General features: G+C 63.5%; 20 protein-coding genes and 1 pseudogene. 17 read left to right on the top strand and 4 right to left on the bottom strand.

Annotation, left to right across the window (positions count from 1 at the left end; all coding sequences use genetic code 11):
- The first annotated feature begins 5 nt into the window (after positions 1–5).
- From ASE22_RS20730 to ASE22_RS20720, 3 genes and pseudogenes are all read left to right on the top strand, one after another.
- Entirely contained in the window at positions 6–365 is a 360-nt protein-coding gene (locus ASE22_RS20730) for a response regulator transcription factor (RefSeq protein WP_235538182.1), read from the top strand.
- Positions 362–2,392, top strand: coding sequence for an ATP-binding protein (locus ASE22_RS20725; RefSeq protein ID WP_056364022.1), 2,031 nt, complete (start codon positions 362–364; stop codon positions 2,390–2,392). Before ASE22_RS20730 ends, ASE22_RS20725 begins: the two co-directional genes overlap by 4 nt.
- Before the next feature lie 96 nt (positions 2,393–2,488).
- Positions 2,489–2,848 (top strand): annotated as a pseudogene (locus ASE22_RS20720) (transposase); the annotation flags it as partial.
- 122 nt (positions 2,849–2,970) lie between these two features.
- On the opposite strand, the gene ASE22_RS20715 reads toward ASE22_RS20720, so the two are convergent.
- Both ASE22_RS20715 and ASE22_RS20710 read right to left on the bottom strand, forming a co-directional pair.
- On the bottom strand, positions 2,971–3,615 hold the full coding sequence (locus ASE22_RS20715) for a helix-turn-helix domain-containing protein (protein ID WP_056364020.1): 645 nt from the start codon (positions 3,613–3,615) through the stop codon (positions 2,971–2,973).
- Between the two features lie 152 nt (positions 3,616–3,767).
- Entirely contained in the window at positions 3,768–4,691 is a 924-nt protein-coding gene (locus ASE22_RS20710) for a sulfite exporter TauE/SafE family protein (protein ID WP_200933127.1), read from the bottom strand.
- A gap of 82 nt (positions 4,692–4,773) precedes the next feature.
- On the opposite strand from ASE22_RS20710, the gene ASE22_RS20705 reads away from it, so the two are divergent.
- The 7 genes from ASE22_RS20705 to ASE22_RS20675 all read left to right on the top strand — a co-directional run bounded on the left by ASE22_RS20705 (position 4,774) and on the right by ASE22_RS20675 (position 14,437).
- Positions 4,774–6,045 carry a M24 family metallopeptidase gene (locus ASE22_RS20705; protein WP_235536468.1) on the top strand — a complete coding sequence of 424 codons (1,272 nt, stop codon included), beginning with the start codon at positions 4,774–4,776 and terminating at the stop codon, positions 6,043–6,045.
- Between the two features lie 13 nt (positions 6,046–6,058).
- Positions 6,059–6,694, top strand: a complete 636-nt coding sequence (locus tag ASE22_RS20700; protein ID WP_056364016.1) for a helix-turn-helix domain-containing protein — start codon at positions 6,059–6,061, stop codon at positions 6,692–6,694.
- Positions 6,695–6,775: 81 nt separating this feature from the next.
- Positions 6,776–8,032 (top strand): aconitase X, encoded by a 1,257-nt coding sequence (locus ASE22_RS20695; protein WP_082545381.1) that lies wholly within the window; start codon positions 6,776–6,778, stop codon positions 8,030–8,032.
- Positions 8,032–8,451 (top strand): aconitase X swivel domain-containing protein, encoded by a 420-nt coding sequence (locus ASE22_RS20690; RefSeq protein WP_162257098.1) that lies wholly within the window; start codon positions 8,032–8,034, stop codon positions 8,449–8,451. Before ASE22_RS20695 ends, ASE22_RS20690 begins: the two co-directional genes overlap by 1 nt.
- Before the next feature lie 121 nt (positions 8,452–8,572).
- Positions 8,573–10,807: a TonB-dependent receptor gene (locus ASE22_RS20685; protein WP_056364013.1), complete on the top strand. Its 2,235-nt coding sequence runs from the start codon at positions 8,573–8,575 to the stop codon at positions 10,805–10,807.
- A 20-nt stretch (positions 10,808–10,827) separates the two neighbouring features.
- Complete coding sequence (locus ASE22_RS20680) at positions 10,828–11,835, top strand: hypothetical protein (protein ID WP_056601640.1); 1,008 nt, start codon at positions 10,828–10,830, stop codon at positions 11,833–11,835.
- 37 nt (positions 11,836–11,872) lie between these two features.
- A complete protein-coding gene (locus ASE22_RS20675) occupies positions 11,873–14,437 on the top strand; it encodes a S9 family peptidase (RefSeq protein WP_056364010.1) in 2,565 nt (854 codons plus the stop codon).
- 344 nt (positions 14,438–14,781) lie between these two features.
- Here ASE22_RS20675 and ASE22_RS20670 read toward each other — a convergent pair whose 3' ends face one another.
- Positions 14,782–15,756 carry a 3-keto-5-aminohexanoate cleavage protein gene (locus ASE22_RS20670; RefSeq protein WP_235536469.1) on the bottom strand — a complete coding sequence of 325 codons (975 nt, stop codon included), beginning with the start codon at positions 15,754–15,756 and terminating at the stop codon, positions 14,782–14,784.
- A 216-nt stretch (positions 15,757–15,972) separates the two neighbouring features.
- Here ASE22_RS20670 and ASE22_RS20665 point away from each other — a divergent pair, with 216 nt between their 5' ends.
- The 6 genes from ASE22_RS20665 to ASE22_RS20640 all read left to right on the top strand — a co-directional run bounded on the left by ASE22_RS20665 (position 15,973) and on the right by ASE22_RS20640 (position 22,656).
- Entirely contained in the window at positions 15,973–16,713 is a 741-nt protein-coding gene (locus ASE22_RS20665; protein WP_056364005.1) for an HpcH/HpaI aldolase family protein, read from the top strand.
- Complete coding sequence (locus ASE22_RS20660; RefSeq protein WP_056364003.1) at positions 16,710–17,546, top strand: hypothetical protein; 837 nt, start codon at positions 16,710–16,712, stop codon at positions 17,544–17,546. The genes ASE22_RS20665 and ASE22_RS20660 overlap by 4 nt, the downstream gene beginning before the upstream one ends.
- Positions 17,547–17,804: 258 nt before the next feature.
- A complete protein-coding gene (locus ASE22_RS20655) occupies positions 17,805–19,127 on the top strand; it encodes an MFS transporter (RefSeq protein WP_056364001.1) in 1,323 nt (440 codons plus the stop codon).
- Between the two features lie 125 nt (positions 19,128–19,252).
- The gene (locus tag ASE22_RS20650; RefSeq protein WP_200933128.1) at positions 19,253–20,101 is read left to right on the top strand and encodes a DNA-binding transcriptional regulator; all 849 of its coding nucleotides are present in this window, start codon (positions 19,253–19,255) and stop codon (positions 20,099–20,101) included.
- Between the two features lie 435 nt (positions 20,102–20,536).
- Positions 20,537–21,454, top strand: a complete 918-nt coding sequence (locus tag ASE22_RS20645) for an amidohydrolase family protein (protein WP_056363999.1) — start codon at positions 20,537–20,539, stop codon at positions 21,452–21,454.
- Between the two features lie 128 nt (positions 21,455–21,582).
- Positions 21,583–22,656, top strand: a complete 1,074-nt coding sequence (locus ASE22_RS20640) for an alpha/beta hydrolase (protein ID WP_200933129.1) — start codon at positions 21,583–21,585, stop codon at positions 22,654–22,656.
- A 131-nt stretch (positions 22,657–22,787) separates the two neighbouring features.
- On the opposite strand, the gene ASE22_RS27180 is transcribed toward ASE22_RS20640, so the two are convergent.
- Positions 22,788–23,219 carry a hypothetical protein gene (locus ASE22_RS27180; protein WP_162248204.1) on the bottom strand — a complete coding sequence of 144 codons (432 nt, stop codon included), beginning with the start codon at positions 23,217–23,219 and terminating at the stop codon, positions 22,788–22,790.
- 19 nt (positions 23,220–23,238) lie between these two features.
- Here ASE22_RS27180 and ASE22_RS20635 point away from each other — a divergent pair, with 19 nt between their 5' ends.
- Positions 23,239–25,938 (top strand): TonB-dependent receptor domain-containing protein, encoded by a 2,700-nt coding sequence (locus tag ASE22_RS20635; protein ID WP_056601643.1) that lies wholly within the window; start codon positions 23,239–23,241, stop codon positions 25,936–25,938.
- Positions 25,939–25,946 lie beyond the last annotated feature (8 nt).

Genomic DNA, 25,946 nt, shown 5'->3' with positions numbered 1-25,946 from the left:
TCCATATGGTCGCAATCGTGGATGATGATGAGGCGATCCGTGAAGCCTTGTCCGATCTGCTGATGGTGGAAGGCTTTGCCTGTCGCACCTTTGACGGCGCTTCCAGCTTCCTGGCGCAATATCGACGCCTCGCCTTCGACTGCCTCATCACCGATATCCGCATGCCCGGCATGAACGGGCTCGAGCTGTTGCAGCATCTGCACAGTCTCGGATCGTCGTTGCCGGCCATCGTACTGACCTCGGTGATCGACGAGCAAAGTCGCGGACAGTCGCTCGCCTTGGGCGCCCGCGCCTGGCTGACCAAGCCGGTCGCGGACAATGCGCTGCTCGGCGCAATCAACGACGCCCTCGGGATCGGGCAATGACGCTCACCGTGTCGGGCGCGATGGCGGCAAGGCCGGACCTCCACATTGCCGACATGGCCTCGGACAGCGTGATCATCCTCGATCATGCAGGCACCGTCCAATATTGGAATCCCGCATCCGAAGCCCTCTACGGCTGGCCCGCGCTGACGATCGTCGGCCAGAGTATCGACCGGCTTTCGGAGCAGAACGACAAGGAGCAGAACCATTGGCGCCTGCTGCTGCAGGAGGGGGTCTGGCAGGGGCAAGTCACTCGCCGCAACTTCTCCGGCACGCTGGTCACCGCCGATGTCAGGCAATATGTCCGCTTTCATGCCGACGGCACCCCCGGCGAAGTGGTCGAATATGGGCGCCGCTCGCTGACGCAAAACGAATCGGGTGGGAGCGACTGGCACATCCCCGATCGGTTGACGGCGGCAAGCTGGGAAATCGACATCAGCGACGCGCGAACGATCATCGAAGAGATCATCGCGGCAGATTCGGCCGAAGTGGGACGGGAAGCACGGCTGTTCGATATCGTGCAGGCCGCCCGCGTCATCGACGTCAACGACCGCACCGTCCGCCTGGTCGGCGGAAACCGCGGTCGCGCGGTGATGATCGGGCAGTCTGTCGCGGCGTTCTGGCCCCTCGACAGCCGTGCCATCCTGGCGGATCTTCTCGTCGAGGCGGCATCGGCGAACACGCCTGGAAAAATCTGCCGGAGACAGCTCGCCTCCGACGGGATCCTGCGTGAGCCGGTGGTGACGCTGTGGTTGAGCGACCGGCCGAACCGGGTCTTCGTCGCCGTGAACGGCACCGCCGACGACGACCGCTCCTATCTCTATCTGCGCGCCAGCGAAGCGCGCTACCGCAAGCTGATCCATTACATGCCGACGGCGCTGCTTCAGGTCGACGCCAGCAATATGGGCAAGATCTACGCCGGGCTGAAATCCAGCGGCGTCGAGGATTTCAGCCAATATCTAGACGATCACCCGGAGCTTCTCGATCTCGCGAATGAAACAGTCACCGTAACCGACGTCAACCGCCGGGCGGTGGAAATGTTCGCCGGCAACAGCGCGCTCGATCTGAACGGCCCGGCGGGCTTCCTGTTCGCGGCCAGCCGCGCCACGCTGAAGAATGTCATGGTCGGCCGCTTCAATGGCCAGGCGAGCCACAGCGAACTGACCAAGATCCGCACCTTCGACGGCAGAATCGTCGATGTGCAGCTTTCCGTGACCTACCCGATCCCGCCGGGCGAGTTGGACGTCACCATCTTCAGCGTGCAGGATGTGACCACACAGCTTCAGATGGAAGCGCAGCTCCGCCAGCTTCAGGCGGATTTCACCCATGCGGCGCGGATTTCGACGCTCGGGGAATTGACCACGTCGATCGCGCACGAAGTCAATCAACCGCTCGCCGCGATCCTCACCAATGCCGAGACCAGCCTGCGCTGGCTGTCGCGCGAAGATCCGAACCTCGCCAAGGTCAAAGAGCTGACGACGCGGATCGCAGCAGGAGCGCGCCGCGCGAACGACATCGTGCAGCGCATTCGGGGCATGGCCGCAAAGCGTCAACCAGAACGGTCCGCCCTCGACATCAACAAGGTGGCCCAAGAATCGTTATCGTTTTTGCGCCATGAGATCGAATCGCGAAACATCCGGATATCGACGGCCTTCGGCCGGGACATGCCGCAGTCAGAAGGCGATCGCATTCAGCTCCAGCAGGTGATCGTTAACCTCCTGCTTAATAGTATCCAGGCCTTGGCGACGCAGCGTCTCGGTGATGGCCTCATCACCATTCGAACGGGGACGGACGATAAGAATAGACTGTTTTTGTCAATTAGGGACACCGGCCCGGGGATTCCAGACGCCCATATCGACCGTATCTTCGAAGGGTTTTTTACCACGAAGGAGGACGGTCTAGGGATAGGCCTTGGCATATGCCACTCGATCGTCATGGCGCATGACGGCTTCATTACCGCTTCGAACCACGAGGAGGGCGGTGCCGAATTCTGCTTCACCCTTCCCGCAATGGGAAAGCCTGCCGCCTAAATGAAGCGCGGCTCGCGCCGGCTATGCCGACCGGAGCGCTGGGCGAGCGTATTGCGTTGCAAAGATCGAGATATCTTGCCGCGTAGCGTAACGATGCGGCTCGGCCTGACGGCAGGACAGGCGCACGACGGACTGGTCGCTGACACCCTGCTTGACCATCTCGGTCCGCACACCGTCGTGATGACAGACAAGGCCTATGATGCTGACCGCATCCGTGAACTGATCGAGGGGCGAGGAGCCACGCCGAACATCCCGGCCAAATCCAATCGGAAGTGGAAACCCTGCTTCAGCAAGCGCCTCTACGGCGAGCGCAATCTGATCGAGCGGTTCTTCTCCAGGCTGAATCACCTCCGCCGTGTCGCCACCCGATATGACAAGCTCGCCGCCGACATCCTCGCCATGGTCCAACTCACCTCAATGCGGCTACGGCTCCGCGCTTATGAGTTTACGACCTAAAGCAGGCTATTTGCCACTGCCTGAGCGCCGACGCTATCGATCCTCTCTGGAGCGGTTGGTCGGCCCGATTTAGATAAGCGCCTTGAAGCAGGCTCACCGCCATCGACCCCGGCGCATCGCGATCAACGATCACTTGTAAGGGGATAAGGAGAAATCGCCTCGTCGCTGACCACGTCGTCAACATCGGAATCCACGCAAAGAATCCTGGCTGTTGCGTCGCCGATCTTCACATAGGCATGGCCCACGCCGCTGTCGAAGAACACGCTCTCCCCCGCTCTGAGGCGGAGCGGTGCGTAAATTTCGGTATGCACCTCGATCTCGCCTTCGATCACATAGACGAACTCGTCGCCCTTATGCTTCATCATGTGCTCGAAATCGCCCAGCGATGTCGCATGGATTTCGATAAGCGACGGGATGAAGCGCTTTTTGATGAGATCGTGGGCGAGATAATTGTAAGTATAGGGTCGGGTCGAGACCTGGAAGCCCTCACCCGTTCGATGGACGCTGCGCCGCCCCGCGAAGGACGGGGGCGGGGCCGATGGGCGCGTACGATCGCCGAACAGGCGCGAGACATCGACCGACAGCTTTGCGGCGAGGGCGACGAGCTTGTCGTAGCTCAGCGACCGCTGGCCGTTCTCGATCTTGGACAGGGTAGAGATCGACAATCCGGTGACCTTGGAGGCGTCGGCAAGGGTCCAGCCATGCTCCTGACGGATCGAGCGCAAGGCGGATGCCAGCGTCAGTGCCTGTTCGGCCCTGTTGTCCATGCGCTCTCAGCTCCAGCCTGCCCCGACGATCGGACCAGACCTATGACCGGACGGGTGGGATTGCAACTCGTCCGCCGGCCCAGCGGCAACAATTTGTACGAAACGGAAATTCTATCTCGCCGAGCGCCCATCGGAGGGCGGAGGCCAGGCGTTCAACCGCCCGGACCCTCGCGCAGCGCGGCCCTCGCCAATATCGCCGCAGCATAGAGGACGATAACAACGACGAGCCAGCGCAGCGGCTCGACCGGCATGTCGCGCACGAGGAACGCGGCGACCAGCACCGCCGGAGCACCGCCCATAGCCATGCCCAGGACCACGCGCAGGTCGATATCCGCCGCACGCGCCAACCGGATTCCGGAGGTGCTGATCGAAAAGGCGCCTGCGCTGGTCATGATCGGAAAGGCCAGTCGCGGATCCATGCCGAACAGGCTGAGCATCGCCAGCGTCGGGGCGTAGGCGCCGACGCCGAAATTGAGCAATATGCCCAGCACGGCATGGGCGGCGATCGCCGCGATCATCAGTCCGATCGGCAGCGCCGCGGCGGTGCCCCCGCCGGGCATCCAGCCGAGATTCGCCAAGGCGTAGAATATCGCCGCCAGGCACAGGCCGATCGAGACGAAGCCCTGCACCACGCGCACCGGCGCCAGCCGTGCCAGCGGCACGCCCACATAGCCGCCGGCGATCATCGCGACGATGCATCCGATCAGCAGGGATGGGTCGACCTGCACGCCCAGCAGGATCAGGAAGACCGTCGCCTGCACGATCGTGGGGAGCGAATGGCCCGCGAGCATGGTCGGCGGGATGAGATTGTCGGGGACGAGCGACCGGAACTTCATCCAGGCCATGGTGGGCGCGAAGGAGCCTATCCCCAGCGTGTCGAAGAAGTTGGTGACGGCGCCCAGCGCGACGGCTTCGGCCTTCGGTCGCAGCGCGTGCGTCGCGATGCAGCGCCGGAGGAGCGCGCCTGCATAAAGGGCCGCCATGAGACCGAGGGGCACCAGCAATAGGACAAGGATCATCGGCATTGCCTCGGCGGCGCCGGTCTTCTCGAAGGAGGAGCCGGTCGGGACGGCCATCGTTATTGCGGACAGCTAGATTTGACAATTAGGAAAATAATATACAAAACGGAAATACAGCTTGGGCGAAGGGCGAGGATCCATGGCAGAGCTTCAGGGCATGGAACGGCGGGCGTTCCTCACATATGGCGTGGCCGGCCTGGCGCTGGTCGCGGCCGGATCTGCGCGGGCGGAGATGGCGGGCGTCGCGGCGGAGCAGGGGCTTTCCCCCTTGCCCGGACGGCCGGCCGGTATCGCCGGCCTGGAATATCTGGCCCGCATCGCCAAGGCGCAGGCTCTGATGCGGCAGCAGGGGCTGGCCGCGCTGATCGTCGAGCCGGGATCCAGCCTGGTCTATTTCACCGGCGTGCACTGGCGCCGCAGCGAAAGGCTGACCTGCGCGATCATCCCGGCGCAGGGCGGGATCGCGCTGGTCACGCCCTTTTTCGAGGAGCCGTCGGTGCGCGAGACGCTGGCGGTGCCCGCCGACGTCCGCACCTGGCTCGAGGACGAGAATCCGCTCGCGAAGGTTGCCGGCTTCCTCGCGGAGCGGGGGCTGGCTTCGGCTGCGATCGGCACCGAGGAGACCAATCGCTATTTCATCATCGACGGGCTGCAGAAGGCGCTGCCAACGGTGACGGTGAAGAATGGCGCGGGGGTGGTGCGCGGCTGCCGCATGATCAAGTCGGCGTCCGAGATCGCGCTGATGCAATATGCCACCGACATCACCATCGCCGCCTATCGCCACACCATCGCGCGGATTCGCGAGGGCATGCGCCATGTCGACGTGCAGGCGATCATGAAGGACGCGACCGAGCGGTTGGGCGGCCGCTCCGAATTCGAGGATGCGCTGATCGGCGAATCCGCCGCCTATCCGCACGGATCGGACAAGCCGCAGATCGTCAAAGCGGGCGAGATCATCCTGATGGACTGCGGCTGCACGGTCGACGGCTATCAGTCCGACGTGTCGCGCACCTTCGTCTTCGGCACCCCCACGGCGCGTCAGCGCAAGGTGTGGAACGACGTGAAGGGCGGCCAGCAGGTCGCCTTCCGCGCGGCCCGTGTCGGCGTCACGGCGGGCAGCGTCGACGATGCGGTCCGCGCCTATTACGAGAAGCTCGGCTACGGCCCCGGCTATCGCCTGCCGGGGCTGTCGCACCGGACCGGCCACGGCATCGGTCTCGACGGCCATGAACCGATCAACCTCGTCCGCGGCGAGGGCGGGGTCCTGCAGCCGGGGATGTGCTTCTCGAATGAGCCCGGCCTCTACATCCCCGGCGAGTTCGGCGTCCGGATGGAAGACTGCTTCTACATGACGGAGACGGGGCCGAGATGGTTCTCCACCCCGTCGGTATCGATCGAGCAGCCGGTCTGAGGCGGACGGGCCGATGGCAGTCGACATCAAATCCACGCTTGGCACCGCGCTGCGGGCGATCCGCCACGATCGGGGCTGGAGCCTGGCGGACGCCAGCCGGCGCAGCGGCCTGGCGATCTCCACCCTCTCCAAGATCGAAAATGGCCAGCGGTCGCTCACCTATGACAAGCTGATCGGCCTGGCGGGCGCGCTGGAAGTCGACATCACCCGGTTGTTCTCGACCGGCCCGCGCACGACCGTCGATCCGCAATCCTTTCTCGGCCGCCGCAGCGTCCATCGCCAGGATGCCGGCTTCGTGATCGAGGCCGGCGTCTACAGCTATCGCTATCTGGCCGACGAACTGGTCGCGAAACGCTTCTCGCCGATCATCATGGAATTGCACGCGGGATCGATCGAGGCCTTCGACGGCCTGCTGCGCCATGCCGGGGAGGAGTTCGCTTTCGTGCTGGAAGGCGAGGTCGAGCTTCACACCGAACTCTATGCCCCGCTGCGGCTGAAGATGGGCGAGTCGATCTATTTCGACAGCAATGTCGGCCATGCCTATCTGAACGTCGGCGACGGCGTCGCGCGGATCCTGACGATCGCATCGGCCCCGGCGGTCAGCGACGATCCGCGCGACCAGCCGATGGCGCAACCGTCGCGCGGCTGATGTCCAGCCCCCGATCCCTTTTTGCCGAAACGGAAATATGATGCCTGCAGCCCATCCTGGACAGCGTCGCGGGAGGACGCCGTGCCCCTGCGACTGACCGATGCGGAACGCGCCATGCTCGACGGCGCCGCCGGCGCCGGGACGGCGCTGGCCATGCGCGTCCTGATCAAGACCGCGGAACTGCTCGGCGCGCGGGACCTGACGCCGATCGGCTCCGCCCATATCGACGGCTGCCTCTATCATGGCGACAGCGGGACGCTGTTCGCGGACCGGCTCGTCGAGCAGGGCGCGACCGTGGCGGTACCGTCCACCCTGAACGTCGGTTCGCTCGACCTGATCCATCACCGGCGCGATCGGCTCGACGCCCATGCGGCGGCGATGGCGCGGCGGATGATGCAGGCCTATGTCGCGCTCGGCTGTCGCCAGACCTGGACCTGCGCGCCCTATCAGGCGGGGCATCGGCCGGCGCCGGGCGAGGATGTCGCCTGGGGCGAGAGCAACGCCGTCGCCTTCTGCAATTCGGTGCTGGGCGCACGCACCAACCGCTATGGCGACTTCCTCGACATCTGCGCGGCGATCGCGGGACGGGCGCCCCGCACCGGCCTTCACCTGCCCGGGAACCGCCATGCGACCATCGCGGTCGATACGTCGCGGCTTCCCGCCGGCTTCTGGGCCGACGACGCGGCCTGGCCGATCCTCGGCGCCTGGCTGGGGCGGGCGGTGGGGGCCGATGTCGCGGCGTTCACCGGCGTACCCCGCACCGGCGAGGACCAGCTCAAGGCGCTCGGCGCGGCCGCGGCGTCGAGCGGCGCCGTCGGCCTGTTCCACATCGTGGGCCTGACCCCCGAGGCGCCCGATGCCGATACGGTCTTCGGCGGGGTCCCGCCGGTCGAAACGATCACCCTCGACATGGCGATGCTGCGCGATGCCCGGGCGCGCCTGTCGACATCGGATGCCCGCCCGGGCGCGGCGATCGATGCGGTCGCGATCGGCAGTCCGCACCTGTCGGCGGCGGAACTGCGCAGCGTCGGCCACATGCTCGGCGAACGGCGCTGCGCCGTGCCGATCTATGCCTGCACCGGCCGCCATGCGCTGGCCGAAATCCGGGAGGAGGGGTGGGAAGACCGGCTGGCCCGGCAGGGCGTGGTCGTCGTCGCCGACACCTGCATCGTCGTCACGCCGATCCTGCCGAAATCGAGCGGGCTGCTGGTCACCAATTCGGGGAAATTCGCCCATTATACCCCGGGCAACACCGGCTACGACGTCGTCTTTGCGACGCTGGCCGATTGCATCGAGAGCGCCGTCGCGGGTCGGCTGATCATGAAGGCGACGGCATGATGGCGACGCTGCTCGTGCCCAGCCGGCCCATGCGCGACGTGACCGGCACGGTGCTGCATCTGGTCGATCCGATCAGCTTCTGGGGCGGCGTGTCGCCCGAGGACGGCCGCCTGCTCGAACCGGCCAATGCCGCCCAGGGCCGGTCGGTCGCGGGCCGCATCTTGCTGATCCGGGAATTGCGCGGTTCGTCCTCCGCCAGTTCGGTGCTGCTCGAACTGATCCGGCGGGGGCAGGCGCCGGCGGCGATCGTGCTGGCGGAGGCCGACGCCATCCTCGCGCTCGGCATTTTCGTCGCGCATGAAATGGATTGGCCCACGCCGCCCCTGCTCCGGATGGCGGTCGACCGCCAGCGGCGGATCGGGGCCGACGAACGGGTCACGATCACCGCCGAGGGCGACCTTCGCCTCGGCGGAAGCTGAGGCCGGGAAGCGGTTGCGACCCCGGCTCGGCCATTTTCCGCGATATTTCCAAAAAGGAAATTTGATTGGACAAATTGTACAAAACGCGATATCCCGGCCCTAGCAGAAGAAGGGGAAAGTCATGTCGAACAAGATCATCGGTATCGGGGCGGTCTCTTCCGGCCGGGCTCCGTCGCCCCGCGGGGCTTTGCGCCTGACGGCCGGGGTGGCGCTGTTCGCGCTCGGTGCCACGGCCGCCGCGCCGGTTCTGGCGCAGCAGGCGCCGGCCGAGAGCGGCGTCGCGGAGATCGTCGTTACTGCCTCCAAACGCAGCGAGAACCTGCTCAACGTCGCGGGCTCGGTCAGCGCGCTGACCGGGGACCGCTTGTCGCAGCTCGGTATCAGCAGCCTTCAGGATTTCACCCGTCTGACACCCGGCGTCTCCCTGCAGAGCACGACGCCCGGTCGCACCCAGATCAGCATCCGCGGCATCAATGTCGGCACGACGCAGCCGAGCAGTTCGGTCGCGCAATATTTCGACGAGACGCCGATCACCGCGGCGGCGACGGCCGCCCTGTCGGGAGAGCTCAACCCCGATCCCGATCCCTTCGACATGGAGCGGATCGAGGTGCTCAAGGGGCCGCAGGGCACGCTGTACGGCGCCAACGCGCTGGGCGGCGTGATCAAATATGTCTCCAAGGCGCCGCAATTCGATCGCGTCGCCGCCGCCGGGCAGCTCGGTGTCGGATCGGTGCACAAGGGCGGCACCGATTATTCGGGCAAGGCGATGGTCAACGTGCCGCTCGCCGACTGGGCGGCGTTGCGCGTCGTCGGCTATTATCGCAAGGATGCCGGCTATATCGACAATGTCGCGGTCGGCGACAAGGACGTGAACTGGTCGAAGAACCGCGGCGGCCGTGCGATCCTGGCGCTGCGCCCGACCGAGGATCTCGACATCAAGCTGACGGCGCTGACGCAGAAGCTTTCGACGGGCGGCGACTCCTCGGTCGACGCGATCCGCACCACGCTGACCCCGGCCTTCGGCGATCTGACCCAGACACGGCCGGTCCCCGAATATGTCCGCGACCGCTTCAACCTGTTCAACGCCACGGTGAGCTATGACTTCGGCTTCGCCACGCTCCTGTCCACGTCGAGCTGGACCGACCAGAAGTTCGGCCGGTCGATGACCGAGGCGTCCTTCTCGCCGGGAACCCGCGACCTGTTCGTCAGCTTCGGCAAGAATCTGAAGTTCGTGCAGGAGGTTCGCCTTCAGTCCGAAAGCGCGAACGCGCAGGGCCTCGAGTGGCAGGTGGGCGGGTTCTACACCAACGAACGCTACAGCTATAATTACGAGGGCCCGACCGTCACGCTCGCCACCGGTTCCAGCGTCTTGGGCTATAGCGGCGGCCAGTCCTCCCGCTACGAGGAGAAGGCCGGCTTCGCCAACGCCACCTATTATTTCAGCCAGCGCTTCGATATCGCCGGCGGCATCCGCTATGCCGAGAACAAGCAGCGCGGCTTCGGCATCAACAGCGCCGGCAATTTCGACGGCCGGTCGGGCGCCTCGAAGGACAGCAAGGTAACCTGGACGGCCACGGCGCGCTACCACCCGATCGAGAACATCATGCTCTACGGCAATGTGTCGCGCGGGTACCGGGCGGGCGGCGCCAATTTCTTCGCGGTCGGGCAGGCGGTTCCGCCGCAGTTCGATCCGGAAGTGCTGACCAACTACGAGGCCGGCATCAAGGGCAGCACCGACGACAAGCGGCTGACCTTCAGCCTTTCGGGCTTCTACATCGACTGGGCGTCGATCCAGCTCCCGCTGGTGGTCAACGGGCTGACCTTCCGCGGCAATAACGGCACCGCGGAAAGCAAGGGTTTCGAGGCGTCGACCAGTTTCCTGCCGATCGACGGGCTGAACCTGACGGCGACGCTGTCCTACACCGATGCCAAGATCACCTCGGACGAGCGCACCGGCGTCGGTGCGGTCCCGGGCGAGCGCATGGCCGGGGCACCGCGGTGGAGCGGCTCCTTCTCCAGCGACTATGAGTGGGATCTGAGCGACGCGCTCAAAGGCTTCGTCGGCGCGACCTATACGGGCAGCAGCAGCCGCACCAACAGCTATAGGCTGAGCGTGAACACGCCGTTCGTCGCGATCCCCGGCTATTCGACGGTGGGGCTGCGGGCCGGCGTCAGCCAGGACAATATGCGCGTCACCCTGGCGGTCGACAATGTCTTCGACAAGCGCGGGGTCACCGACGACTATACGTTCGAGCGCTATTATGGCGAGGCGTTCGGCGGCCTGGGCACCTATTATGATGCGCTCGGCATCATTCGCCCCCGCACGGTCAAGCTGACCTTCGACGTCAACTACTGACGGGCGCGATCGGGCATGGCATGACCATTTTCGTGCGAATGGCCGACGCGCCCCTTTCCGAGGCCGGGTCGCTTCCGCATCTGGACGCGGCCCGGCTGGGGCGCCTGCTCGACGGCGCACCGGTCGTCGAAAGCCTGCTGGCCGTCTATCGGGGGCGGCCCGCGACGCCGTTGCGGCAGCGTTTCGGCCAAGCCGACGGGCGTGAGATGATCGTCATGCCGACATGGGGCGATCCCTATGGCGGTGTGAAGATACTGACCGTCATCCCCGCCAATGCCGGTACGGCGCTGCCCGTGATTTCCGGGCTGTTCACGCTGTACGACATGGAAAGCGGCGCGGCGCTGGCGACGATGGACGCCAGCGAGCTCACCGCCCGGCGCACGGCCGGGGTCGCTGCCGCGGCGGCCGATCGGCTGGCGCGGCCCGACGCCCGGACGCTGACGCTGGTGGGGGCGGGGCACATCATCCCCAGCCTCGGCGCGGCGCACGCGGCCGTCCGGCCGATCGACCGCATCCTGGTCTGGGCGCGCCGGCCGGAGGCCGCCCGATCGGCCGCCGACAGGCTGCGCGCCCGGCTCGACCCGGATCGCGGCATCATCGTCGAGGCACATGGCGATCTCGAAGCCGCAATACGCCAGGCGGACATCGTCAGCGCGGCCACCCGCGCCACGACGCCGCTGATCGAGGGAGCCTGGCTGTCGCCCGGCACCCATGTCGATCTGGTCGGCGGCTATCGTCCCGACATGCGCGAGATCGACGATGCCGGAATCGCGCGGTCGACCATCTTCGTCGACGATCGGACCGGGGCGCTGGCCGAGGCCGGCGACCTGATCGACCCCATCGCCAACGGGGTGGCGACGCCCGCATCGATCAGGGGGGACCTCGCCGATCTTGCGCTGGGGTTGACCGGTCGGTCGGGCGCGGATGAAATCACCCTGTTCAAGTCGGTCGGCGTCGCGGCGTCCGACCTGGCGGTCGCCGTCCTGGCGTGGCGCCGCCACGCGGAGCGGCGGGCGCAGCAGGCCTGAGGGTCGAAGGCCGGGATTCATGGCAAGGGGAGCGGATATGGCGACACGGCGCGGCATCGATCGGAAGGGCTACCGGAGGCTCGCCACGCGGGCGGTGGCCGCCGCGCTGATCGGGGCATCGATCGTCGCCGGCGTCGCCCAGGCCGCCTCTCTGGAGGATTACCGGCGTGCGGATCGCATCCGCCTGTTCGACAACCGCCGCACCGGCGGCACCATCTTCCCGCATTGGCTGGCCGACGGGCGGCGCTTCTATTATCGCTCCTTCGCCGATCATGAAGCGCCGGGAACCGTTTTCCTGGTCGATCCCGCCGCGGGTACGAAGCGCGCGCTGTTCACCGTGCAGGCGCTGGCCAAGGCGCTGTCGACGGCTTCCGGCAGCGCGGTGGACGCCGACGAACTGCCCGCCTGGCGCCTGACCGGCGACGCCGCCCTGACCGCGCGGATAGGCGCGACCGACTATGGCTGCGACGTCGCTTCGCTGCGCTGCCGCGCCGCACGGCCCGATGCCGGCGAAGCGATCCCCGACTGGGCGGTGCGCTCCCCCGACGGCCGGTGGGACGCGTTCGTGTGGAACCACAATGTCTATATCCGGCCGGCGTCGGCGCCGCTGCCGGCCGACACCGCCTTCCGTCCGCTGAAGGAGGACCGCAACGGCAATCACGCCTTTCCGCTGGCCGACGACAGCCCGGACCTGGCCGCGTTCCAGCCCACCGGCCAGCGCGCCGGATGCGACTGGCCGGCGCCGCCCGGACCCAATCCCGTCGCCGATCCGAAGCCCGTGCCGCCGCCCGAAGGCGCCATCGCGCTGACCACCGACGGGGAGCCGCTCTACAGCTATGGTCCGCTCTGGAAGATGGGCCTCGAGGTCGCGGGCTTCGACGCCGATCGTTATCGGCCGCGGCGCGGCTCGATCATCTGGTCGCCGGACTCCTCGAAGCTGGTCGTGCGGCGCGACGACTTCCGGGGAATGGCCACCTATCCGCTCTACTCCTCGACATCGGACCAGCCGGTCGACCACAGCTATTTCTATGCCTGGCCCAGCGCGAAGGCGATCCAGCGCTACGACCTGTTCGTGGTCGACGTCGCGACGCGCCGCGCGGTGAAGATCGACGTGCCGTCGACCGGCGCGGTATCGCGTCCGGGCGGGGCGCAATGGCTCGCGGATTCGCGGCATCTCGACGTGATCTCGTCGGATCGGGCACCGCATGAAGTGACGATGTCTTCGGTCGATGCCGCGACCGGGCGGACGACCCGGCTGATCACCGAAAAGTCGAAGACCTATGTGGAGATGAGCAATGGCGGATGGCGCACCATCGCCGCCGCCTCGCCCGGCGGGGACGATCTGATCTGGTTCTCGCAGCGCGACGGCTGGGGCCATCTCTATCGCTATGGCGCGGACGGCCGGTTGAAGAACCGGATCGACGGCGGCGAAAACTCGGTCGCCGAACTGATCCACGTCGATCATGCCCGCAAGCTTCTCTACTTCACCGCCTGGGGGCGCGCGGCGGGCAATCCCTATTACCGCCATTTCTACCGGGTCGGTTTCGACGGCCGTGGCATGACCGCGCTGACGCCCGAGCCCGGCGACCACGACATCGAATGGGCCCCGGACGGCAGCTATTTCCTCGACCGGCAGGAATCGACCGATCGGCTGCCGGTGACGCGGGTTCGCGCGCCCGACGGCCGGATCCTGATGGAGCTGTCACGCGGCGACGCCGCCGCCCTGCGCGCCGTCGGCTGGCACCCGGCAGAGGAGTTCACCGTCAAGGCGCGCGACGGGAAGACCGATCTCCACGGCATGATGTACCGGCCGAGCCATTTCGATCCGACCCGCCGCTATCCGATCATCGTCAACATCTATCCCGGACCCTTCGCGGGCAGCGTCGGCCGCTATTGGCGCTTCCAGGGCGGCGACAGCTATGGACTGGCCGAACGGCCGCGTCCGCGCGTGACGCATGGCGAGGGCATGGGCCAGTCGCTGGCCGAACTGGGCTTCATCATCATCAAGCTCAACGCGCTCGGCACCGCGCAGCGGTCCAAGCCGATGCAGGATTTCAACCATGGAAACCTCATCGACAACGGCCTGCCCGACCAGATCGCCGCCGTCCGCCAGCTGGCGCAGCGTCATGGCTGGATCGATACCGACCGGGTGGGCATCACCGGCCATTCCGCCGGGGGCTACGCCGCCGCCGCCGGCATGCTGACCCATCCCGAATTCTTCAAGGTCGGCGTCGCCCAGGCCGGCAACCACGATATGCGCACCTATGGCTGGTATTGGGGCGAGCAATATATGGGGCGGCTCGAAAGTGCCGAGGACCACGCACGCTACGCCCGGCAGGCGAACCTGACCTATGCCGCGAACCTGCGCGGCAAGCTGCTGCTCATCCACGGCGACATGGATTGCAACAACCCGCCGGCCCAGACGCTGCGCCTGGCCGACGCGCTGACCCGCGAGAACAAGGATTTCGACCTGATGATCGTGCCGGAGGCGGGACACCAGCTTCCGGCCTATGCGATGCGGCGCAGCTGGGATTATTTCGTGACGAACCTGGCCGGCGAGGCAGCTCCCAAGGCGTTCGACGCCAGGGAGCCCGGCTTCTGACCGGCGCCGAACGCCCCGTCGCGTGGAGGGCCGAATGTCCGTGAGCGCGCCGCAGACATGGCGGACGGGGCGCGGATCGTCGTCTTGCTCATATAGGCTCCACCTTCTCAGGAGCAGGAGCCTCGGGCAAACCCGGCGCGGTTCATCCCGATCTACCGCTTGCATCCAAAGGGGCGTCCACGGAAGTCATTCGGCGGGCAGCGAACCTCTGGGCCGATCGCGCCCCCTTAACGCCATCGGGCGCTGCGGCGCAGCTGTGATGCGAAGCCACGGCCAGGCGGTGCGCGGCCACCGCAGAAGCCTTCTTCCGCGCTACAGGCTTCCCGCGCCGTGACGGCATGTCATTATGCCGGATTACGGGGCGGCAGTTCGAGCATCGCGCGCGCTTCGGCTGGTGTCGCCGGCTCACTGCCAAGCAGGTCGAGCAAGTGTACGGCCTGTTCGACCAGTTCGCCGTTTCCGCGCGTCAGCTCGCCCCGGCGAATGTAGATATTATCTTCCATACCGACCCGAACCTGTCCGCCAAGCAGATGTGCCGCTGCAAGGATCGGATATTCATGGCGGCCGATTCCGAACGCCGACCAGATCGCACCGTTGGGGATCAGCGAGCGCATATAGGCAATCGTTTCCACTGTCGACGAACAGCCATATTTCACGCCTGAGACGATCTGGAAAAATGGCTTTCCGGGGATGAGTCCTTCCACGATCAGATCGTTGGCGAGGTGAATGTCACCGCTATCGAATACCTCGATTTCGGGCTTGACCCCCGCGCCGACGATAGCCGCCGCCATCTTGCGGACGTTAGCGGGTGTGTTGATGACGACCTGCCCACCCGAATTCATCGTATTGAAATCGAGCGAGCAAAGATCGGGCTTCAGCGCGACGATATGCTCGACGCGAAGCAACGGATGGACCAGCGTCGTGCCGGGAGCGGCGACCTTCGGATCGTTGTCCGACGGCACGAAGCGCTGACCCTCACCGGTCGTAAGGTTTATGATCACGTCACTGCCGCTGTCGCGGATACGATCGACCACCTCCTTGTAGAGATCGAGACGCATGGAACCCCGCCCGGTCTCGGGATCGCGGACGTGGATATGGGCGATCGCGGCACCCGCAGCGCGCGCGTCAAGCGCCGCCTGCGCGATCTGCTTCGGCGTGACCGGCAAGCCGGGATGCTGTTCCGGCTTCACGAGATTGCCGGTGACGGCGCATGAGATGATGGTCTTGCTCGCCATGGTGGCCGGGTTCTTTCGATGTGGGGAACGTGCGAAGTCGATGCTGGCGGAACCAGCACCAAATCGGCCGTAGTCACGCAACACCGATTGCCGGATCTTCCGTTCTGCGGAAAGTTCCGTCGTTCGGAAAGTTTGAACTCGACGCTATTCTTCGATCGTGATTTTCCTTCAAAAACGGGGCTCGGCGCAGAGGCGCACAGGCGTGGAGAAGAAGAGAATGGCGGCTAAGACGTCGAATGGAGACGAAATCGAGATCCGTCGCCTCGTCGGCGACGCCACGCGGCTTCCGGGGATCGCGGTATGACCGTTCAGTGCGGCATTTTCGTCAAGACCGCCTCGCCGCATATCGTAGAAGTACTCGGTACCTGCGGACTCGATTTCGCTATCGTCGATGCGGAACATGCACCGTTTGACCGGGCTGCAATCGACTTGATGATTCTCGCAGGCCGCGCCGCCGGACTGCCGATCTTCGTTCGTGTTCCAGACGACCGCCACTCGACTCTGCTTTCGGCTCTCGACCTGGGGGCGGCCGGCCTGTTGGTGCCGCATGTCGATTCCGCGGCGCAGGCGGAGGAGATCGTCCGCAACACCCGTTTCTCGACCGGCCAGCGCGGCTATTCGGGTGGTCCACGCTTTGCCGGCTATGGCTCGCTGGGCATGGCTGAGGCGCTCAAACGCGGCGATCAGGCGATCATTCTGGCACAGATCGAAAGTGGCCCCGCCGTCGAGGCGTGCGAGGCGATTGCCGCGACGCCCGGGATAGACGGCGTGTTCATTGGCCGATCGGACTTGTCGTTATCCATCGGCGAGGCGAATGCCGCCACCCCTGCGGTCATGGCCGCTACCCGGCGCATCATCGCTGCGGGCGGTGCCGCCAACAAACGCATCGGCATGTTCGTCGCCTCGCCCGAGGAGGGCGCCGAGTTCGCTCCATTGGGAGCCGACTGGTTTGTCATCGGATCCGATCAATCGATCCTGCGGCAGGGCGCGCGCAACATCGCCGCCTTTGCCGCCCAGCAGAATAAGGGGCATGCAGCATGAACAGTGCACGCGCAGCAAACGGCGCCTGGCATTATCGAGACGCGCCCCTGACCGATCTGGAGCAGGGCGCTGAGAACTGGATCGCGCGTGGTGCGAATTTCGTCACGGTGGTCAGCAGGGCGATGGCGGGAACGCGCCTGGAGCGCGCTGACAATCCCGACGAATACATGATCGTTACGGACAAGATCGGTGCGACGGTCTCCGCAGGCGGCGAGACGGTCGAGATCGCACCCGACAGTCTGACGATCGTGCCACCGGGGCCTAGCAGCGTCACGTTGAACGGCGATGGCGAAATCATTCGTATCTTTTCAAGCCGGGCTTGCGATCTTGCGGCGCGCGCTAGCAACGCCGCGGTCTATGCAGAGCGACCCGTCGATGTTGCGCCGCTCGATCCCTGGCCCCTTCCGATCGGCGGCTATCGTCTGCGCACCTATCGCCTTGCCGATCACGTCCGCGAAGGCACCAACATGCGGATCTTCCGCTCGACCAATCTCATGCTCAACGTCATGACAGCCAGGAACGTGCCACGCGACACGAGCAAGCTGACGCCGCATTCGCATGCCGATTTCGAACAGGGATCCCTTGCGATCGGCGGCACCTACATCCACCATATCCGCTACCCTTGGGGCCCCGATTTTGCGGCCTGGCGGGACGATGAGCACATCGAGATGGCGAGCCCGTCGCTGCTGGTGATCCCTCCGACGGTTGTCCACACCAGCCGCAATATCGGTGGCGAGCCCGGCCGTCTGATCGATGTGTTCGCGCCGCCGCGGATGGATTTCTCTCTGCGTGAAGGGCTGGTCGCGAATGCCGAAGACTATCCCATGCCGTGAAACGGCCACGCGGCGAAGACCGTGAACACATTGTGGAACGGGGGGCACCGAGGAGCGAGAAGCCAGGCGCTTAAATATATGTCTGGATAGGTGAATCAGGAGCGCTACGCAGGATTTCGTCACGCGAAATATCCGATCGCAGGACGTGCCGCGAACAGGGGGTGACGCATTCTTTCGCGGTGGAATGAGCGGAAAATCGCACCATCGCTCCGGCGATGCGGCTGAACAATAGTCGGCTGCGGCCGAGGGGAGAGACAGATGGCCTTAATCGGCAGAGCGAGCGTGGCCGATGATTTCAGCTGGCGCGTCTACAATAAGATCGCGCTTCGCATCCTGCCGCTGATCCTGCTTAGCTATATCTTCGCGAGTATCGACCGGGTCAATGTTGCCTTCGCCAAGCTCCAGATGGGGCCTGCGCTTGGGCTCACCGAAACAATGTACGGCTTCGGCGCCGGTGTCTTCTTCATCGGCTATTGCCTGTTCGAGATCCCGAGCAACATGATGCTCCACCGCATCGGTGCGCGCGTCTGGCTCGCGCGGATCATGATCGTGTGGGGGATGTTGTCGACCCTGACGATGTTCGTCCAGACGCCGACCCATTTCTATATCATTCGGTTCCTGCTCGGCATAGCCGAAGCCGGTTTCTATCCAGGTGCGCTGCTGTATCTTACCTACTGGTTCCCAAGCTACGTGCGCTCGCAAGCGGTCGCGGTAATGCTGCTTGGTACGCCGCTCGCCGCGATCATCGGCAGTCCGCTCTCCGGTGCGATCATGCGTTTCATGGATGGCTCGGCCGGCCTTGCCGGATGGCAGTGGGTATTCGTGGTGGAGGGGCTGCCTGCGACTATCCTCGGAGTCATTGTCTTCGTCCAGCTGCGCAGCAAACCGAGCGAAGTGCATTGGCTCGACGACAAGGAAAAGGCGCTGGTCACGCGCGAACTCTCGAAGGAACACGCAGCCCAGGCCGAAGCCGGTATGGGGCATCGCTTCGGCGATGCATTTCGCGACGCGAATATCTGGTGCGTCGTCCTCGCCAATTTCTGCAACCTATCGACTCTCTATGGCATCCAGTTTTGGCTACCGACGATCGTCCAGCGAGTGAGCGGTGCGACCGTGTTCAACACGGGGTTGATCGTCGCTGGGCTTTCGATCATTCCCTGCGTCGTGCTGGTGATCAACGCGCGCCATTCGGACAGGACCCGAGAGCGTCGTTGGCACGCGACCGTCGGCTTCGCGATTACCGCGCTGGGCTTGTGCCTTGCCGGAAGCTTCTCGGACGACGCATGGCTGGCGCTCGGCGGACTCATGGTGGCATATTCGGGCGTGACGATCGTCTCCGGCACGATCTTCTCGCTGCCGGCGACTTTCCTGATGGGGGCCGCTGCGGCCGCCGGCTTTGCGCTGATTACGACGATCGGCAATTTCTCAGGCTACACCACCCCTTTCCTTTTCGGGGTGCTGCGCGACATGACCGGCACCTTCAGTGCGGGCTTTTACGCCATGGCGACGACGTCGGTCATTGGCGCTGCCGCGATTCTCTCGGTGCCGGCCCTTCGGCGGAAACTGCCGGTTGCTGGATAAGCCCGGAAGATTTCGCCTGACGGAAATTCGATCTATGCGCATTGCGGTGGTGCGCCGGCAACGATAATTTCACCTGGTGGAAAAGGTGCGCGCGATAAGCGCGACGGCTGCCAGCCAGGGATTGGATGTCGGACATGATCGGTGATACCGTGGACAAGAAAAGCGACGGCATTCGCGCGGTGGAGCGTGCGATCGATTTGCTCCAAGCGCTCAATCGTCGTCCACTCTCGACGCTACACGACCTGCATCGCGAGACAGGACTGCCCAAGTCGTCGATCGTGCGATTGCTGCGCACATTCGAGGCGAAGGGGCTCGCAGCGCAGTCGTCAAGCTACGGGACCTATCATCTGCTCGGGCGGGTCAAGTCGTTATCAAGCGGCTTTCATCACGAGCCGCTGGTGATCGAGGTGGCAGAGGAGATCATGATCGACTTCACGAAGCGGGAAGGATGGCCTCTGGCGCTCGCGCTCTTCGATGTTAACGCGATGGTCGTGCGCGCCAGCACCATACCGCACACCTCGCTCTCTTTTCTCCACTCGTCTCTCAACATGAGATGGAGCCTGGTCAGCCGCGCGCTCGGGCGCTGCTATCTGGCGCATAGCCCGGCCAATGAGCGCAAAATCCTCATCGAAATCGCCAAGCAAAGCAAGAATCCGGAGGATGCGGCGGCGCACGACGGCGCCGCGATCGCCCAGATGCTTAAGCAGATCCATGAGCGCGGCTACGCACTCCGCGATCCACTGATCGAATCCCGCTCCTCCACGATCGCTGTACCGATCTTTGATGATGAGCGTCTTGTCGCCTGCCTCGGTCTAACTTGGATTACTGCGGCGATGTCCCTCGACAAGGCTGTCGATCGATACGTGCCTCAACTTTTCGAGATGACCGACGCGATCTCGCGGGAGCTGGCCAAGCGATCGGCTCGGCAGCCGCTATCTTCCCACCCTCCGCAGGGCGAGCCAGCCTTCTACTGAGCTTCAGTACCGAGGCGATCGAGCTTTTCACGCCTCAGGAAGGGCGACAATCGATCGGCGACAGCCATGTCGTCCAGATCGACAAAAGCGATGTCGCGTCGCTCAAAAGGCCAGCTGTAGGCAGAAACGCTGTCGCCGCTGACCGCCGATCAGTTCGACGGTGACACTAGGCGGTTATTATATCGCAGCACTCCAAGATGCGGTGAAGATCCTCCGTCGTTCCGACTATGTGCCAGCCACCTCGACGACCAACGAAACCATCAGGGTTTGTGGAGTCATGACTCGTTCGCCAGCGGGTATTCTCGCAGTGGGAAGAGTTACTTTTCATCTGACGGAAATTTCGTAATTCCGACTTTTGCCGTGCGCTTCGGTCTGCATAGATCGGCGGATGAGAGACAGCACAGAGGGGCGGCCAGTGTTTCCACGGATAACGTCATGAGCGATGAAATGCGCCTTTACGATACGCATGCCCATTTGGTGTCAGACGACGAAGTCCGCTATCCCCGCACCTATCCATTTGAGAACACGTCGCTTCGAATGCCGCGCATTCCCGGCACTATCGGAACCCCGGGCGGTATGCACGGGCCCGAGCCCGTCAATGAAAAGCCGACGGCCGAGCTGATGCACACATGGATGGCCGAAGAAAATGTAGTTGGCATCGCGGCCGTGCAGAAGGGCATGATCTACGGCACGGACAACAGTTATATCGTCGATGCAGCTGACGCTTTTCCCAACGAAATGCGCGCCATCATCATCGTCGATCCGCAGGCACCGGAGACGCCCGATATGATCCGCGACTGTGCTTCCCGCGGTATCGTCGGAATCCGCTTTTTCGGCGTGGGCGTGACCGACAAGGGCGCTTGGCTGAGTTCGCCCACCGCCATGAAAGTTTGGGAATTGGCCCACAGTCTCGGCCTGTTGGTCGATATCGAGGCGCCCGCAGTTGGGAGCAACGTGCTGATTCCGGTCATCGAGCAGATGGCCGATCGCTTCCCGGAATTGCGGATCGTGCTGGACCATGTGTTTCTGCCGGACTGCACCCAACGAGATTATGGCATCGACGAAAGATTTGACGGCTTCGCCAGGCGGGAAAATATTTCCGTCAAGTTCACGTCGCTCAGCATGGACGTCATCCGCGAGAAGGGGGTCGCCCCGGAACGAGTGCTCCGCCGTACGGTCGATTTCTACGGCGCCGACCGAACGATGTGGGGATCGGACATCGGCACGTCATCGGGAACGTATAAAATGATGGTTGCCCGCGCCATCGAGGCGACCAAGTTGCTCACTGAAGAGGAACGACGCAAGGTTCTTCATGACACAGGGCGGCGGATCATGCTTGGCTGGACAGCTTAAGGGGCGCCGGTCGCATCATGATGCGCAATCAAGAAATTCCCGCTGATTTTCGCCAGTTCATTGAAAAATTTATGGCGGAATGAACTGTGACGAGGGAAAATCCTAGGGCATGTCGGGAGAGCAAGTCGATGATAGCACGCGCTACTACACGGCGATCCGCCTCACGCTGGCTCGGCGCTTCGCTATTGCCAGCTTTGATTTTGTGGACAGCGGGCGCTCCCGCTCAGGTCGGGCCGATTCAGCTCCAAAGGCAGGGCGCGTTCGAGGCCGGCGGTGCCGTTCTGGGTAGTGGGCAGGCTACGCTTTCCTGCGATCATGGCTATGTCGAATATCAGATTCCCAGACATGCCCGCGACGTCGCCCTGTTCATGTGGCACAGCTCGTCGGCGAAGGTCTGGCAAACGCGTTGGGACGGCGGAGAAGGCTATCAATCGATCTTCCTCCGCCGGGGCTTTCCGGTCTATCTATGGGATGGACCGCGCGTCGGACGAGCCAATTGGGGCTGCGATCGCTATACATATGAGCCGTCCATCGGTCAGGATCAGCAGAATTTCACTGCGTGGCGGCTGGGCGCGAAATATCCTGACTTTTACCCGGGAGTGCAGTTTCCGAGCAAGGATGCGGCGGCCTGGGAGCAGGCCGCGCGCGCGCGCTATCAGGAGTTCGATACGACGCCCAATGCCGAACTGGAAGCCGCCGCGGCAGCGGCGGCGATCGAGCGCGTGGGCCCGACCGTATTGGTGACAAATTCGGCCGGAGGCATGCGGGCGTTGCTGGCTGCGATGAAGACGACCAAGGTCAAGGCGATCGTCGCATATGAAAATCCGGGCTATGTGTTTCCGAGCGACGTAAAGCCGCCCAGCGAACCGACCCGCTTCGGCCCGGTCATCGTATCGCCGGAGGATTTCGAGAAACTCACCCGGATCCCGATCCAGTTCGTATTCGGCGATAATCTCGACAAATCGCCGACATGGACCGCCTACGCGAAAACCTGCCAGAAGTTCGTCGATCTCGTAAATGCGCGCGGTGGCAAGGCGGAAATATTGTTTCTTCCCGCGGCGGGCTTGAAAGGCAATACGCATATTGCCTTCGCGGATCTCAACAACGTTGCCGTTGCCGATCTGCTCTCGGCATTCCTGCGCCGTAACAAGCTCGATCTCCGCTCTAGAAATCGGACACCTTCCGAGCCTCCGACGCCATAGCCGCGCAGCTTCATCCCGGTAGATCGGCCCTGCGGAAAAGCCCATCATAGCCCAGGATACGGCGCACTCCCGAACGATGACGCTGCTTTCGCGCCGCGGATCTGCGTCGCACGGACTATTTTATTCGGCCGCTATTTCAGCATCCAGGGCGCGATGCGCGGAGCAATTTGTTCGTAGTGCAAATGTTTCGATAGCCGGAAACTTCCACCGTGCGGAAAATTGAAATCTAGCACTTTGCGCCAGCCAGCGCGTCCGCCAAGAAATGGCCGTGGGACATTGAAGATCATCAAGGGCGCCAGAACGCTCGGATCGTGAACCACGACGACGCCGCTTTTCGGCGCGGTCGGGGATTTGCTCATGACGGAAAAAATACAGAGGGGAGAGCACGACGTGGCGACTAAATTTGCTAGCAGGACGGCAGTATCGATTATCGCGCTGACGATGTTTTCGATAGGAAATGCCGCTCCCGGTTGGGCGCAGGCTGAAAGCGCATCTGCCGATTCCGGGGCTTCCGCAGAGGAGATCATCGTCACCGGATCGCGGTTAAGCAGAACCAGCTTCAATTCGCCAACGCCCGTCAATGTGATCGATCAGCAACGCTCGCAGAATCTCAACATCACGAGCGTCGGCGATGCCCTCAATCAGCTTCCTTCCTTTCGTCCGATTACCGGCCCAGCCACCCAGCAGTTTCGATCCAGCGCGAACATCGCCGGTCGAAGCCTCGATCTTCGTGGATTGGGCTCGATCAGAACATTGACACTGATCGACGGCAGGCGACACGTCGCAAGTTCCGATGACGGCAATTTCGACCTGAACTCCATCCCGTCCATCATGATACAGCGATCGGAAGTCGTGACCGGCGGCGCATCCGCAGCTTATGGCGCCGGAGCCGTTTCCGGCGTGGTCAACCTGATCACGGATACCAGGTTCAGCGGCGTCAAGGGCGAAGCGAGCTATGGCGTGAGCGACAAGGGCGACGCCCGTAACAAATATATCGCGTTCCAAATTGGCGGAGGCTTCGCCGGCGAACGCGGTCATATCGTCCTGGGGGGTGAATATTCGAAAGAAGGTCCCGTCGGAGACTTCAACAGTCGCGACTGGAGCAGGCGGCATCGCGATTTCGTTCCGAATCCTTTCTTTTCCACTAATCCAGCGCTTAGCAATGGCTTGCCCGCCAATGTCGGCTCGAACAATGTGACGACATCGCTGACGCCCGCCGGAACCATTACCGTCGTCCACCCGCTGCAGGGCATGCAGTTCGACAGCAACGGCAATCTGGTCCCTTTCCAGTTCGGTTACTTGTATAACAGGGCTAGGCCCAGCGCGCTGATGATCGGAGGCGATCCGAGCATTACGGATTACTACGGTGCCGTGGGGCCATTGGTCGTCGGAACGAAGCATATATCTCTGCTCAGTCACGCCGATTACGAGCTGACTGAATCGCTGACCCTGTCCGCCGAACTGGGCTATTCGAAGGTCGACGGCGGCCCGACGGGCGCCAACCCGCGATCCGATCCGAATGGCGCGCTTAGGATTAACCGCGACAATGCCTATCTGACGCCGGGGACGGCGGCGATGATGGATGCGGCGAGGGTCAGCTTCATTCCGGTGAGCCGCATCAACTTCGAGCTCGGCCCGAATGTATATAGTTCCACCAACGAAACCTGGCACGCCTTTGCGGGATTGAAGGGTGAAGTCTTCGGGGACTGGAAATGGGACGGCTATTATCAATTCGGGAGAACTAACGGTCGCCAAAGCAACGCCAACTCGCGACTGGAGCAGCGCTGGAAGGATTCGATCGACGCGGTTTTCGCGCCGGCTGGACTTCCCGGAATCGCAGCCGGGACGATCATTTGCCGCACGACGATCGCCAATCCGACGAACGGGTGCGTCCCCGCTAATATCATGGGGCCAGGAAAGGTAAGCGCGGCAGCCGCAGCCTGGGCCAACACCATTGCCTTTTCCACCCGTCACTTCACTGATCACACTTTCGCGGCAAATTTTCGCGGTACGCTGATCGAAGGCTGGGCGGGGCCGATATCGGCAGCATTCGGCGCGGAGTATCGGACGAGCAACTCCAAAGGCGACAACGATCCAAACAGCAAGGCGGGGCTGTTCTCCCAGATCGCCTGGACCTTCCTGCCCTCGACGACGCAAAAGGTGACGGAGTTCTACGGCGAACTCAACCTGCCGGTGTTCAAGGACTGGGCACTCGGAAAGTCTTTCGAGCTGGACGCCGCGGTTCGTCAGACGCACTATAGCTTATCGGGCAGTGCGACGACTTGGAAGGCTGGTGCAGTATACCAGCTGAACGACGACTACATGCTTCGCGTGACCCGGTCGCATGACATAAGGGCGCCATCTCCTCTGGAGCTGAACCCCAACAGGACCACGACGACATTTTCGCTCGCCGATCCGAAATATGGCGTCCAGTATCTCATGCCGACCTTCAGCGGCGGCAACCGGAACCTGAAGCTGGAAACGGCCGATACGTTTACGGCGGGCATTGCCATCAAGCCACATTGGTTTCCGAAATTCGCCCTATCCGTGGACTTCTATGACATCACGGTAGACGGCGCGATCGACATTCCGTCGGCTAACCTGGCCGTCAACATATGCCGTTCGGGTAGCAATCCGGCGATCTGCACGCTGGGTACGGACGGGAACGGCAATCCGGATCGGATATTGGCGCTCTTTGCCACCTACCAGAATATCAACAGGCTGCGGACTCGGGGATGGGAGTTCGTGGCCAAATATTCGATCGATCTCGCGGATGTGAGTGGCTTCCTCGGCGGCAATATCGACATCGCCCTCAACGGCTCGCTCGTAAACAAACTAACGACTGAGCTGCCCGACGGGACCAAAAAGGAGCTATCGAACTTCACGGGTAACTCCGGCGGCGTAACCAACATCGTGGGTGTTCCGCGGTGGCGCGGTGATGCGGTGATAACCTATTCACAGCCGACGTTCTCGATCACCGCTCATGCTTCCCACATTCCAAAGGGGCTGCAGAACCCGGACTGGATTGGTCCCGAGCAAGACGGATATAGTCCGTACCTCCCGAACAGCGTGACGTATAACCATGTATCGTCACGAACCTATTTCGATCTGAGCGGCAGGGTGAAATTGTTTGGAGACGAAGGCCGCAACATCGAAATGTTTGGAGGGGTGACCAATGTCTTTGATACTGATCCCCCGCCAGAACTGCGGCTGAACGGTAATGGATTGTATTTCAACCCCATTGGTCGGGCCTATAAGATAGGACTCCGCGCAAGGATGTAGATTTTACC

Source organism: Sphingomonas sp. Root720 (assembly GCF_001428605.1).
Taxonomy (GTDB): domain Bacteria; phylum Pseudomonadota; class Alphaproteobacteria; order Sphingomonadales; family Sphingomonadaceae; genus Rhizorhabdus.
The sequence above is the reverse complement of the archived record's forward strand: the minus strand, read 5'-3'. Positions and strand labels throughout refer to the sequence as shown.